8 protein-coding genes are annotated in these 13,425 nt (G+C 70.0%); 1 reads left to right on the top strand and 7 read right to left on the bottom strand.

Translation table 11 applies throughout. The features are described from left to right. Positions 1-14: 14 nt before the first annotated feature. The 7 genes from ACZ601_RS20485 to eccD all read right to left on the bottom strand — a co-directional run bounded on the left by ACZ601_RS20485 (position 15) and on the right by eccD (position 8,833). A complete protein-coding gene (locus ACZ601_RS20485; RefSeq protein ID WP_469539862.1) occupies positions 15-455 on the bottom strand; it encodes a YbaB/EbfC family nucleoid-associated protein in 441 nt (146 codons plus the stop codon). A 61-nt stretch (positions 456-516) separates the two neighbouring features. Beyond that, complete coding sequence (locus ACZ601_RS20480) at positions 517-3,963, bottom strand: AAWKG family protein (RefSeq protein ID WP_469539859.1); 3,447 nt, start codon at positions 3,961-3,963, stop codon at positions 517-519. A 155-nt stretch (positions 3,964-4,118) separates the two neighbouring features. Beyond that, positions 4,119-4,631, bottom strand: a complete 513-nt coding sequence (locus ACZ601_RS20475) for a type VII secretion system-associated protein (protein WP_469539856.1) — start codon at positions 4,629-4,631, stop codon at positions 4,119-4,121. Between the two features lie 162 nt (positions 4,632-4,793). Beyond that, a complete protein-coding gene (locus ACZ601_RS20470) occupies positions 4,794-5,123 on the bottom strand; it encodes a WXG100 family type VII secretion target (RefSeq protein ID WP_440574491.1) in 330 nt (109 codons plus the stop codon). An 88-nt stretch (positions 5,124-5,211) separates the two neighbouring features. Continuing rightward, the gene (locus tag ACZ601_RS20465; protein ID WP_440574490.1) at positions 5,212-5,568 is read right to left on the bottom strand and encodes a hypothetical protein; all 357 of its coding nucleotides are present in this window, start codon (positions 5,566-5,568) and stop codon (positions 5,212-5,214) included. A 394-nt stretch (positions 5,569-5,962) separates the two neighbouring features. Then, the gene (gene eccB, locus ACZ601_RS20460) at positions 5,963-7,411 is read right to left on the bottom strand and encodes a type VII secretion protein EccB (protein WP_469539852.1); all 1,449 of its coding nucleotides are present in this window, start codon (positions 7,409-7,411) and stop codon (positions 5,963-5,965) included. Between the two features lie 21 nt (positions 7,412-7,432). Next, positions 7,433-8,833 carry a type VII secretion integral membrane protein EccD gene (gene eccD, locus ACZ601_RS20455; RefSeq protein ID WP_469539849.1) on the bottom strand — a complete coding sequence of 467 codons (1,401 nt, stop codon included), beginning with the start codon at positions 8,831-8,833 and terminating at the stop codon, positions 7,433-7,435. 555 nt (positions 8,834-9,388) lie between these two features. Between eccD and eccCa the strand changes: the two genes are divergently transcribed. Then, positions 9,389-13,363 (top strand): type VII secretion protein EccCa, encoded by a 3,975-nt coding sequence (gene eccCa, locus ACZ601_RS20450; RefSeq protein ID WP_469540083.1) that lies wholly within the window; start codon positions 9,389-9,391, stop codon positions 13,361-13,363. The last annotated feature ends 62 nt before the right edge of the window (positions 13,364-13,425 follow it).

The raw sequence follows: 13,425 nt of genomic DNA, 5'->3' as shown, positions 1-13,425 counted from the left end.
TTCGCTTCCCGAAGTCAGTCGGTGTCTTCGTGGATCTCGTCGTGCAGCCGGGCAGTGGAACGCCTCCGCCCCCCGGCCGGATCGTCCAGTGCCGAGCCGAAGGCCCGGTCCCAGTCGATGTCGACGCCCCTGAGGCCGGTCGCGCCGCCGCCGGCCCGCGTCAGCGGCTCGAAGACCTCGATCACTCTACGGGCCATCCGGGAGCGCCCCTCCTGGACCGCCTCCATCACGGAGGAAGCCAGTTGAGGGCCCGTCATGTTCAGGTACTTGTTGTCCGGGAACTTCAGTGCCGTCAGTTCACCCTGCGGGCCCACGGTGACCTCGACCGCGCGGTCCCGTGAACGGATGGTGGCCGAGGCCTGGCCGAGTTCGCCCTCGGCCCGTGCGACGGCCTCCTGCACCGCCGTCAGTTCGGCCATGGCCTGGGCCAGTTTCGCTTCCATCGACTCGCTCAACGGACACCTCTCCGACTGCTCCTGTGGATACGCCCGCTACGGGGGCCCGCCCCCGTCACGCTCATCGTCCGATCACCGCGGGCGCGCCGCCCTCGTCCGTCCCCCATACGTCCTCGTCCTCCGGCACCCACGAGTCACGGGCCCGCTCACCGCTCTCGGTTTGGGTCCGGCCGGAGTCGCCGCCCGCTCCGGCGCCACCGCCCATCGGCGCGAGGAAGGGCGTGCGGCCCGCGGTGGGGCCACCGGCCGCCACACGCACCTCGTCGTCCACGTACCGGCCACCGCGGGGGGAGCCCGCGCCGGGACGGGGACGGCGGTTGTTGACCACTTCACCGTCGATCACGTTACGGACGCGCTCACCGGAGTCGGACTGGCCGCCGCCCTTGCCGCCCATGCCACCTCCCATGCCGCCACCCATACCGCCGCCGCCACCGCCGCCGCCCGTCGGCGCGCCCGTCGCGCCCGAGCCGGCACCGGCCGCCGCGCCCGAACCGCCCGTGCCGTCGGCGGTGGGGCCGGGGAACGGGCCGCTGTTCAGGAACGGGCGGTTGTGGCCCGGTCCGGCCGCCGCGTCCGCGCCCCCGCCGCCGCCCAGGGGCGATTCGTAGGGGTTCTCGTCGAAGAGCTCCTCCTCGTAGGAGTGGGAGTCGTACGAGGGGGCCGTGTAGTCGAGCGAGCCGTTGTTGAGGTGGCCGGAGCCGAAGGACGAGCCGCCGTCGTCGACGTATCCGGAGGTCGTCGAGCCGTCCGGATGGGTGACCGTGGTGGTGCCGGTGTCCGGGTTGATCGTCTGGGTGGAGCCGTCCGGGTAGTCCGTGACCACGTTGCCACCCGCGTCCAGGTGCGTGGTGCTGCCGCCGGGGTTGGACAGCAGATCACCGGTGTTGAGCGGACCGGAGCTGGTCGAGCCGTCGGGGCCGGTCAGGGTCGAGGAGTGGGTGACCGGGTCGATCGTGGTGGTGGAGCCGTCCGGGAACTCGGTGACCACCCGGCCGCTGGAGTCGATGTGCGACTCGCCGCCGCCGGGAATGTCCAGGGCGCCGTCGTTGACGGGGCCCGAGATGTGGGTGGGCGACAGATCGGGCAGATCGCCGCCGTTCAGGGCCTCCCGGCGGGTGCTGTCGTACTTGGCCTCCGCCTCGGCCTGCTTCTTCTCCTGCTCCTGCCGGACCTCGTCCTGCTTGGTCTCGGCCTCCTTCTGCCGCTGCTCCTGCTCGGACCGGTACTGCTCCTCCTTGTTCTCCTGCTCCTTGCGGATCTGGTCCTGCTTGGCTTCCTGCTCCTCCTGTTTGGCCTCCTGCTTGGCCTGGGCCTCGGCCTGCTTCTGCTCGGCCTCCTTCTCCTTGGCCTCCTGTTTGGCCTCCTGCTCCGCCTGCTTCTGCTCCTGCTTCTCCTGCTCCTGTTCCTGGCGCTCCTCCTGCTCGGTGCGGATGCGGTCCTGCTTCTTCTCCTGTTCGGCCTGCTTGGCCTCCTGCTCCTTCTCCTTGGCCTCCTGCTTGGCCTCCTGCTCCCGCTCCTTCGCCTCCTGCTTGGCCTCCTGCTCGGCCTGCTTCTGCTCCGCCTCCTTCTCCTTGGCCTCCTGCTCGGCCTTGGCCTGGGCCTCCTTGGCGTCCTGCTCCTTCTTCGCCTTCTCCTGTTCCTCCTTGGCCTGCTTCATCTGGAGAATCTGCATGTTCTCCGAACGGGTCTGCGCAGCCGCCTGTTTGGCCTCCTGCTCCTTGCGGATCTCCTCCTGCTTCTTCTCCTGTTCGGCCTGCTTGGCCTCCTGCTCCTTCTCCTTGGCCTCCTGTTTGGCCTCCTGCTCCTTCTCCTTGGCCTCCTGCTTGGCCTCCTGCTCCTGCTCCTTCGCCTCCTGCTTGGCCTCCTGCTCGGCCTGCTTCTGCTCGGCGGCCTTCTCCTTGGCGTCCTGCTCAGCCTTGGCGGCCTTCTCCTTGGCCTCCTGCTCGGCCTTCGCCGCCTTCTCCTTGGCCTCGGCCTCCTTCTCCTTGCGCTCCTGCTCCTCCTTGGCCGCCTTCTCCTTCGCCTCCTGCTCGGCCTTGGCCTTGGCCTCCTTGGCCTCCTGCTCGGCCTTCTCCTTCAGCCGCAGCGCCTCCGCCTTGGCGGCCTGGTCCTTCTGCCACTGGATGAACGCCGCCTGCTTGGCCGCGGCGTCATCGGCGGCGGCCTTGGCATCGGCCGCGTCCTTCGCCGCCTTGTCCTCCGCGGCGTCGGCCTTGTCCTCCTTGTATCCCGACTCAAGGGTTCCGCTGCTGCCCCGGGACTTCACCTCTCCCAGGTCGAAGCTGCTGTTGCTCCAGCCGCTGCGCACCTTGTCCATGGCGTCGATCGCGGCCTTGTCGAGCTGGTCGACGACGGTCTTCTGCCACATCTCGACAGCCTTGTTCCCGATGTTCAGCCAGGTGTCGAGCTCCTTGAGCTCACCGAACTTCTGCTTGGGAATGACCAGTTCCCTGTCATAGGAAGAAGTCTCCGCAATGGCGGCCTCGTTGTCGAAGCCCTCCTCCGCGATGTAGTTCGTGTAGTAGGACTCCCCGGCCGGCTCGATCTCATAGGTGATCTTCGTTATGTTGTTGTGCCACACGTGGTCCATCACCGCGCTCAGCAGCGTGTTCAGCACGATCAGCGGGTTTCCGTAACGCCATTCCCACTTCATCCACGCGTTGTGCAGATCCGCCACCGCGTCCGCGAGGTCCTTCTTCGCCGCGCGTATCTCATTGCCCTGTTTTGAATAGCCGGAACCCGAAGTCATGTCCTCGGCGTAGTCCGAATACTGCTTGTTCACCTTGTTGACGAGGTCCCAGAACACGCCTGCGGCCTTGCCCCGCCAGGCATCGTCCTTCTCCTCGCCGACCCTGCTCTGCCACTCCTCCACCAGCTTCTGCTGGCCGGCGAAGAACTGGGCGACCCGGTCGAAACTGCCGGCCACCACGTCGAAGTTGCCGAGGGTGACGGAGTCGCCGTCGTTCACGGGATATCCGCCCCAGGCGAAGCCGTGGGTGCCGTTCTTCTCGTCGTTGCGCACCTTCTCCAGCGCCAGTCCGGCACCGAACGCGTACTGGGTGAGCGGCTCGGTATCCCAGGTGGGCTTTCCGTCCATCCCCAGGTGGCCATCGATATGGCTGGAGAACTTCCCGCCCTCGTAGTACCCCTGGTTCGGGCTCTTGTCGTCCCCCGTGTTGCCGAGCATCGAGATCCGCGCTTTGTACATCTTCACATCGGAGCCCTCACCACCCGAGGTGTGGTAGAAGGGGATGACGAAGTCGGTGTTCTCGATCTTGTAACCGGCGTTTTCCGTAAGCCAGTTCATGTCCTCGGTGTCGACATAGTCGACGTAGCCGACGTCGGATATCTCCACCTTCATCAACGGAATGCCCTCGTTGCCGACCAAGGTGTCGAAGAGCGTATCCCTGGCCGGTGGTTTGTATCCGGTGAAGAAGTGAGACGCCTCGGCCCACTTGTCGTTCGCGGCGGTGAGTTTGTTGGTGACCTTGCTGGAGTCGAGCGCCATGCCAGGATGCCTTTTCGGTCAGGGCGGATGAGGAGGAGAACGGGCCAGGCGATGACGCCCCCCGGCGGCATGCCGGAATGACCCCGGGCATCACGCGGTCATGACGCCTTCACGAAACGTGCGGCGGGCGCGGGCAGGCCGGCCCGCTCGCGGACTCAGTCGTCATCGTCGTCGTCCCCGCCACCGCTCTCCGAGCCACCGGCGCCTTCGGAGAGAACCTCGTCCACACCCTCGAAGAAGTTGACGAACTTCTTCCCGTCGATCTTCTCCAGGTTGTCGCCCTGGGTCTTGAACATCTCCTCGATGGTGTCCTCCAGGTTGTCCTCGATCTCCCCGAAGAGCTCGACCTGGAACTTGAGGATCTCGTCGATCTGATCCACCATCGTGGTCAGCGACTTGATCAGGTAACCGCCGTTGGTCCGGCCGTCCTTGTCACCCGCCATCAACCCGATGGCGAGCGGCACCTTCTGCCCGTCGTAGAAGCCCGGCGCCTTCTTCCCGCCCTTGTCCCCGGACTGCAGATTGCGCATCCCCGGTACCAGCACCCCGTCCGGGTCGTCCCCGTCCTCCCGGATCTTCTTGACCGCCGCGAGGAACGGGACGACGTCATTGTCGAGAAAGCTCTTCAGCCAGGCCTTGTTGAGATTGACTGGGGGTTTGTCGGCCATTCCGCACTACTCCTGATTTCATAGGTTTCCCGCCCGGTCAAGGGCGGTCCGCGGCTGTGCGTGAGGCGGCGCACCGCCCCACGGAAGCGGGCGGCCGCTCGCGTGACGCACACGCGGACGGCCGCCCGAAGAGACACAGGGGGCGTGTCGCCCTACGACAGGTCAGCTGCCGATGCGCACGCTCTCCCACAGCGAGGTCAGGTTCTTCTCGCTGTACTGGTAGGTGTCGGAGACGTCGTTCAGCAGGGACGAGTTCTCGGCGAGGATGCGCTTCATCTCCTGGACCGCGTGGTCCCAGGCCGCCTGCTTCTCGCCGTACACCGCCTTGTCGTCACCTTCCCAGGTGCGCTGGAGCTCCTGGAGCTCCGCCTCCAGGTTGGTGAGGATGCTGTCGATCGCCTTGGTCTGGTGGACCATGTCGTCGGCGGCGTTCTGCATGTGGGAGTAGTCGACGTAGATCTGGCCGTCGGTGAAGTCCATAGGGGGGGTCATCGTGGTCCTCGTCTCGCGGCGGTTGCTTCGGGATGGGGGTCGTGCCGGGCTCGGGTGCCGGTCACAACGCCCGGTGCGGGGGTGGTCGTCAGCTGCCGGCCGTGGAGCCCGCCAGGGCGTTGAAGATCTCCTCGGCGCGGCTCTGTGCCTGCTGGATGGACTCGTTCGCGGTGGACTGCTGGATGCCCTGCGCGCGCATCGTCTCCTCCAGCGTCCCGATCATGTCGCGGAGGTTCTTGGAGATGATCTCCGCCTGCGAGTCCCACCGGTCGAGCAGGTTCTGGAACGCGCCACCGTCGCTTCCCGCGTATCCGGAGGACAGGTTGTGCTTCATGTTCTCCACGTCCTGCCGGCAGTTCTGGACGCCGCTGAAGGCCATTTCCAGAGCCGTGACACCGTTCTGTGTCGCTGACGCCAGTGACTGCTGTCCGCCTGTACCTGCCATATGCCTGTGCCTCCTGGAGTGCCGCGCCGCCGATCACAAGATCCGGGCGACGCGATGCGTGTACGGACGCGGCCGGAGGGCCGGCGTCCGGACGGGGTGGACAAAGGGAGCCTAAGGAAAGGTGAGTTGAGAGCTCAATGGCCTGAGTCACCTTTCCGCTCCCACCCGGTGTTTCGGCCGATTCGCGAGTGTGATTCGGCCTCGCCGTCAGTTGTGTCCCTGTACGTAGGCGTAGTTGTACTTTCACCTACCAGGACGTCCGTCGCGCACGTCCCGTTTCGCCGCCGCGGGGACTTTCTCTCGCGTCACACGGTGTTCATCTCCCCCACCACCACGATGTGCCACTCGCGCGTCACGGTGCGGTGCGCCGTGCGACGTTCCTGTTTCCGGGTGCTCACTTCCGCTCGCAGCGTGGCGTCGTGCTCGCGCTCCGGCCCATCGCGGCGTCCTCCTTCGTCAGGTCCGGGCCCGTCGGCAGCATCGCCAGCAGCGGCGCGGGCAGTCCGCGCGCCTGGGCCTGCGAGTAGCCGAGCGCCGTGAGGGCGTCCGCCGTCCCCACCCGGTACTTCATCCCGGTGTCCGTCACCAGGTAGACCGTGGCGCCGAGCTCGCTCCCGCTCGCCCCGAGCGCGCGCACCAGGGACCCGGCACCCGGCCGTACGGCGATCGTGCCGACCGGCACGCAGGCCGGGGTGAGCCCCTCGGGGGGCGCCTGCGAGACCGGGCCCAAGGTGCCCGTCCCGGTCAGGGCCACACTGATCCGGGGCCCGCGCTCGCCGGGCTCGACCCGTACGCAGACGGTGCGGTCCCCGCCGAGGGCCACCGCCTCCGGCGGAGCCGAGGGCAGGCCCGGGTCCTGAGCCGTCTCGGCGGCGCCCGGCGCCAGATGGCTGCTCAGGACGTCCGCGCCCAGGGCGGTCACCTTCGCCGCGCCGCCCCCGTACACCTTCTCGCGGGTCTCCGGGTCACCGAGTGCCAGCGCGGCACCGGTCGCGGTGAGGGGGGTCAGCCCCTCCTTGCGCAGCAGGTAGTAACGAGCGGCGGAGCCGGGCACGGTGACCCGGAACACCTCGCCGAGCCGGGCCTTCCTGCCGCCCAGCGCCGGCCCGTCCTGCCCCTTGCCGGGCACGTCGGGCGAGCGCAGGTCGGGTCCCGACGGCAGGGCGTTCAGGAAGGGCGCGGAGACGGGGAGCCGCGGGGTGGAGCCGTAGCCGAGGGCCTCACGGGCGCGGCTGTCCTCATCGAGCCGGAGCTTGCTGCCGCGCCACACCAGATAGCCGGCCTTGTCCGGCCCCGCCACCAGCATCCCCTGGCCGGTGGGGAGTCCGGCGGCTTCGGCCGGCAGGCCCACCGCCACGCTGGTGGCGGCCGAACCCGCCTCGCCGCCCGAACAGACCTGCCACGGGCCGGTGTCCAGGTCAGCACTGGCGGGCAGCGCGTCCGGCGCTCCGCTGATGCCGATGGGTGCCCCGTGCGGCGTCCCGCTCAGGGAGCCGTTGCCGACCGACGTCGCCTTCATGTCGGCGCCCCCGAGCAGCCTCGCGGAGGCGTAGTTGCGCACCGGGCGCAGCCGGCCGCCCAGGTAGAGGTAGCGGGATCCGGTGTCCTTGTTCACGACGAGGGTCCCGGCCGTGCGCCAGGAGTCCGTGCCGGCGGGCTTGAGCAGGCCGAGGACGAAGGACCCCGCCGTCAGCAGGACGGCGATCACGATCCCGATCACCACCCCGCGGTTGGTGCGGCCCTGGGGGCTTTCCGGGGCGTCAGGGTCCGCGCGCAGCATGCCCGAGGTCAGCCGGCCCATGACGAACATGTGCGCGTGGACCTGATCGCGTTTGGACTGCATCGCAGCGTGTGTCCCTTCCGGTCAGCCGTTGATGGAGCGCAGGGTGCTGTACACACCGAGCACCCACAGCGCGAGCGGCAGCATGCTGATCGCCAGGGCCGATTGCAGCAGTTCGCCCGCACGGCCCCAGTAGGGCACGAGCCGGCGCCCGGGGACGGTCCACGCGGCGATGGCGACGGCCGCCGTGGCGGCGAGCATCCCCGCGGCCGTCACCAGTCGGCTGCCGGGTGACGCGGCCGGGGCGGCGACCATCACCAGCAGGATCAGCCCGCCCACGCCCGGGGCCACCAGCGACATGCGCTGCCAGATGTTGCCCAGCCCCCTCGCGTGCAGGATGAGCAGGAGGGACAGTGCCACCGTCATGATGATCTCGGCGAGTTCGGGCTCCCGGCCCAGTACGAAGAGGCATCCGGCGGCGACGACGCCGACCGCCCCGTACAGCGAGGTCATCCACCCGTCGGCGAGGACGGCGCGGGCCGCGACCACGGACGTGGCGTGCGGCTCGATGCCCTCCTGCAACTGCTGGGCGTTGGTGGGCAGCGGTGGCATCCGCATCCCGGACATCCGGAACGCCAACGAGGGGACGAACGCGCCGAGGATCACCGCCACGACGGCGACGATCCCGGCGGCGTGCACGGGCGCCAGGTCCGTCGTGATGAGCAGGACGGCGACGAGGGACGCGAACACCGAGGCGACCGCGACGCCCAGGAAGAGCGCGGCGAACGCGGCCACGACGGCGAGCGCGAGCACCGCCCCGCCCGCCGCGGCGGCGCCGGCGGCGAGCAGCCGCGCGCCCAGCGTCTCGTACGCGTGCGGACCGCTGAGCTCGCCGCCCGGCAGCAGCCAGCCGGCCAGCGCCAGGTACGGCGCCACCATGAAGCCCAGCGCGGCTCCGGCGCCGGCGTCCCCGACCGCCCGGCTCGCCGAGCCCGCGCCCGCGAGCAGCAGCAGGCCGGCCGCGGTGGCGAACACGGCCCGGACCGGGGCGGAGCCGCCGGGCCAGGCGATCACGACCATGCCGCCGATGAGCAGCGCGACCGCGAGGCCGAGCAGCACCCACCGGCTGATCTTGGGGGTCCAGCCGTAGGGCTGGTCCCGCATCGTGGTGGCGATGCCGTCGACCAGGTCGTCGAGGTGCACCTCTGGCAGGGCTTCGGTGCGCGGTCTGAGGTAGAGGGTGTCGCCGTCGCGCAGTCCGTAGGAGTCGAGGGTGCGTTCCTCGTCCAGTGGTTCGCCGCCGAGCCGCTGGAGGACCCAGCCGCCGTGGTCGATACCGGCTTCCTCCAGTTCGTCACCGGCGTAGCCGAGCACCGCCGGCAGCAGGTCCGACACGGGGACGTCGGCGGGCACGGCGAGATCGATGCTCCTGGCCGGGGCTCGTACCGTCAGACGGCAGAGTTCGGCCACCTGATTGTCACTCATCGGGATGGCTCACGCTTCTCCGGTTCACTGCTGCGGACGGGCGGGGGACGCGGGCTGACGCACCGCCGGACATCTCACTCGCCGGCCGGGTTCCAAAGCCGCGGGACGGGGCCGGTTGTTGGCGGGCGGCGGAATGATCGTAGTATCAGCCGCCTGTTGTGGACGATGTCGCCCGCGACCTGCGGGACAGAAGCTGATGTGACCGACGGCGCACAACACGCCTGCTGCGCCGGCCGGCATGACGGCATGGCACCAAAGGCCGCGTGGCGACCTCGCCACGTGACACGGAGGGCGGCCTGGTACGGATGGTGCCGTGGCACGCGAGGTGGCGTGGCACCGGTCCGCCGCACGGCGCACGTATGACGTAGCAGGACTGTGACACGGCGGGGCCGGGTCGTGGCGAGGCTGTGACATCGCGTGACGGCGGCATGACGGTCCGGACGCGTACGGCGCCGCTCGTGTCCCGGCCCGGCACCCACGGGCGGCGCCCCGGCGACGTCGACGACGTCCCGACCGCTCTCCGCCCTTGCCCCGTAAGGAGAAGGTTCCTTGAGTGTGGTCCTGTTCCGCCGCCCGGCCCGACGCCGGGGCCCGGAGATGCCCGACGGGGAGCTGAATCTCCAGGAACCGCCGGTCCTCCCCGAGACGGTGCCCGACACCTCCGCCGTGTGGACGTATCTCCCCATGGCGATGATGTCGGTTTCCATGATGTTCATGTTCATGCGGCCCGGTATGACCCGGGGCAGCGGCGGATTCATCTACATCGCCCTGGGCATGATGGTGCTCGGCGCCGCCGCTATGTTCATCGGCCAGTTCATGCGCAAGGCCGGCGAACGCAAGCAGAAGCTGAAGGGCGAGCGCCGCGACTACCTGCGCTACCTCACCCAGATCCGGCGCAAGGTGCGCGGCGCCGTCGTGGACCAGCAGCGGGCCCTGGCCTGGCGCCACCCCGAACCCGCCGCCCTGTGGTCGATGGTGGGCACCACCCGGCTGTGGGAGCGCCGCCCGCAGGACGAGGACTTCGGCGAGGTCCGGGTGGCGGTCGGCGAGCAGAAGCTGGGCCTGAAGCTGACCCCGAAGTCGACCAACCCCGTCGAGGACCTGGAACCCCTCAGCGCGCACGCCCTGCGCAGCTTCATCCGTGCCTACGCGACGGTGCCCGAGCAGCCCATCGCCATCGACCTGCGAGCCTGGGCCCGCGTGCTGTTCCGGGGCGACGAGGAGCGGACCCGGTCCGTGGTCCGGTCCCTGATCGCGCAGTTGGCCACCTTCCACTCGCCGGACGACGTGTGGATCGCGCTGTGCGTCTCCGACGAGCGGCGCCCGGACTGGGAGTGGGCGAAGTGGCTCCCGCACAGCCTCCACCCGCACGACACCGACGGTGCGGGCCCGACCCGGATGACCGTCTCCGCCCTGGGCGAGCTGGAGCACCTGCTCGGCGCCGAGTTCATGGAGCGGCCCCAGTTCGACCCGGACGCCGTGCCCGGCCGCGAGGAGCCGTTCACCGTGATCGTCGTGGACGGGGGCACCGTCCCGGCCGGCCACCGCGTGGACGGGGCCGGCTTCCGCAACACCGTCGTACTGGACCTGAGCGGGGCGCTCACCTGGCGGCCCGGCCGCAGCACGCTGCGCTTCGAGGTCGCCGAGGACGAACTGGGGCTCGTACGCACCGACCGCGAGCGCAAGGAGCAGACCACCCGGCTCGGCCGGCCCGACACCTTCGGGCTGAGGGGCTCCGCCTCGCTCGCGCGCCGTCTCGCCCCGTACCGCATGGGCCTGGGCACCGCCTCCGACTCGGCCGAACCGCTGTCGGCGAACGTCGAACTGACCGCCCTGCTGGGCATTGCCGACCTGCACCGCCACGAACCGGACACCCTGTGGCAGCAGCACACCGGCCCCTCCCGGCTGAAGGTGCCGATCGCGGTCGGCGCGGACGGCGAGCCGGTCGAGCTGGACATCAAGGAGTCCGCCCAGGGCGGCACCGGACCGCACGGCATGCTGATCGGCGCCACCGGCTCCGGCAAGAGCGAGCTGCTGCGCACCCTCGTCCTCTCGCTCGCCCTGACGAACTCCTCCGAGACGCTCAACTTCGTCCTCGTGGACTTCAAGGGTGGTGCCACCTTCCTCGGTCTGGACGAACTCCCCCACACCTCCGCCGTCATCACCAACCTGGCCGGTGAGGTCGCCCTCGTCTCCCGGATGCAGGACGCCCTGCACGGCGAGCTGATGCGCCGCCAGGAGCTGCTGCGCTCCGCGGGCAACTACAGCTCGGCGCTGGACTACGAGAAGGCCCGCGCCTCCGGCGTACCGCTGGAGCCGCTGCCCAGCCTGTTCGTCGTCGTCGACGAGTTCAGCGAGCTGCTGGCCGCACACCGGGAGTTCATGGAGCTGTTCGTCATGATCGGCCGCCTCGGCCGGTCCCTCGGAGTGCACCTGCTGCTCGCCTCCCAGCGCCTGGACGAGGGCCGGATGCACCAGCTGGAGAGCCATCTGTCGTACCGGATCGGTCTGCGCACCTTCTCCGCCATGGAGAGCCGCGGCGTCCTCGGTGTGCCGGACGCCTACCAGTTGCCGCCGCAGCCGGGCAGCGGCTTCCTGAAGTCGGGCGTGGAGGCGCTGACCCGCTTCCGCGCCGCGTACGTCTCCGGCTCGTACCAGCAGCGGCGGGGCACCGCCAACCAGGCGCGGGTGGCCAGCCAGACCGTCCCGTGGACCAACAGTTACGTCGTGCCGCGCCAGCTGCCGGACGCCCCGGAGCCCGAGCCGTCCGGCGAGCAGGAGGAGACCACCGACACCCTGCTGTCCGTCGCCGTGGAGCGGCTGCTGACCGCCGGGCCGCCGGCCCACCAGGTGTGGCTGCCGCCGCTGGACCTCCCCGCGACCCTCGACCAGGTGCTGCCGCCGCTCACCCCGGACCCCGAACTCGGCCTGACCAGCGCCGGTTCGCCGAACCGGGGCCGGCTCACCATCCCCATCGGCATCATCGACCGTCCCTTCGACCAGCTCCGCGACCTGCTGACCGTCGACCTCTCGGGCTCGGGCGGGCACATCGCCATCGCGGGCGGTCCGCAGAGCGGCAAGAGCACGATGGTGCGCACGGTCATGGCCGCGCTGGCGCTCACCCACACCCCCCGCGAGGTCCAGTTCTACTGCCTCGACTTCGGCGGTGGCGCGCTCGCCGGTCTCGCCGGCCTGCCGCACGTCAGCGGGGTCGCGGCGCGTCTGGACACCGAGCGGGTCGGCCGTACGATCGCCGAGGTCACCACGCTGCTGGCGGAGCGCGAACGGTTCTTCCTGGAGAACGGCATCGACTCCATGGCGAACTTCCGGCGCCGCCGGGCCGCGGGGGAGTTCCCCGAGCACCAGCACGGCGACGTGTTCCTCGTGATCGACGGCTGGTCGACGGTGCGCCAGGACTTCGACCGGTACATCCAGACCTTCGGCTCCATCGCCGCCCGAGGTCTCAACTACGGCATCCACCTGATCGTCACCACCGCGCGCTGGGTGGAGCTGACCTCATCCATCCGGGACCAGGCGGCGACCCACCTGGAGCTCCGGATGGGTGACCCCATGGACTCCGAGATCGACATGCGGCGCGCCGCGACCGTTCCCCGGCTGCCGGGCCGCGGACTGACCCGGGAGGCCAAGCTGCACTACCTCACCGCGCTGCCGAGGATCGACGGCGCGGAGTCGGCGGACGACCTGTCCGACGGTGTGGCCGCTCTGGTGGCGGCGGTCCGGGAGAGCTGGCAGGGCCCGCCGGCCCCGCCGGTCCGGATGCTGCCCAGCAGGCTCCCGCTCTCCGACCTCCCGGCCCCCAAGGGCGACTTCAAGATGCCCATCGGCCTGGAGGAGGAGCGGCTGTCCACGGTGTGGCACGACTTCTCCGAGACCCCGCACATGATCGTGGTCGGCGACACGGAGAGCGGCAAGACCAACATGCTGCGGCTGACGGCCAAGGCCATCATGGACCGCTACAGCCCGGCCGAGGCGCGGATCATGGTCGTGGACTACCGCCGTGAGCTGGTGGAGGCGATCCCGGACGACTACCGCCTGGGTCACGCGGTGTCGATGGACGCCCTGAAGGAGCTGATCGCGGGCGCCGCGCGGGCGGTCGCGGCCCGCGTGCCGGGCCCGGAGATCACGCCGGCCAGGATGCGCAAGTGCGACTGGTGGGACGGGCCGAGGCTGTTCGTCCTCGTGGACGACTACGACATGCTGGGCACCAGCGCCATGAACGCCCCCTTCGACCCGCTGCTGAACCACCTCGCCCTCGGCTACGAGGTCGGCCTGCACCTGATCGTCTCCCGCTCCGCCGCCGGGGCGGGCCGGGGCCTGAGTGAAGCGATGCTGCGCCGCATGCAGGAGGTCAACACCCCGACGCTGCTGCTGTCGTGCCCCCCGTCGGAGGGGTTCATCATGGGCAGCGTCAAGGGCCGCAACCTGCCGCCGGGCCGGGGCACCCGGGTGACGCGCCGCAAGCAGATCCAGGTGCAGACGGCGGTGCTGGAGGACGACGACACGGCGTAGGGGCCTGCGGGCTCCTTCAGCGGACGGGCGGGCTGCTTGAGCGGACCGGCGGGCTGCGTCAG

Source organism: Streptomyces sp. NPDC104307, assembly GCF_055584045.1.
The sequence above is the reverse complement of the archived record's forward strand: the minus strand, read 5'-3'. Positions and strand labels throughout refer to the sequence as shown.

What these genes read in the sequence shown, in the direction of transcription:
- ACZ601_RS20480 (WP_469539859.1), bottom strand. Translation starts at nt 3,963, where the DNA reads ATGGCGCTCGACTCCAGCAAGGTCACCAACAAACTCACCGCCGCGAAC.
- eccB (WP_469539852.1), bottom strand. Translation starts at nt 7,411, where the DNA reads ATGCAGTCCAAACGCGATCAGGTCCACGCGCACATGTTCGTCATGGGC.
- ACZ601_RS20475 (WP_469539856.1), bottom strand. Translation starts at nt 4,631, where the DNA reads ATGGCCGACAAACCCCCAGTCAATCTCAACAAGGCCTGGCTGAAGAGC.
- ACZ601_RS20470 (WP_440574491.1), bottom strand. Translation starts at nt 5,123, where the DNA reads ATGACCCCCCCTATGGACTTCACCGACGGCCAGATCTACGTCGACTAC.
- eccD (WP_469539849.1), bottom strand. Translation starts at nt 8,833, where the DNA reads ATGAGTGACAATCAGGTGGCCGAACTCTGCCGTCTGACGGTACGAGCC.
- ACZ601_RS20465 (WP_440574490.1), bottom strand. Translation starts at nt 5,568, where the DNA reads ATGGCAGGTACAGGCGGACAGCAGTCACTGGCGTCAGCGACACAGAAC.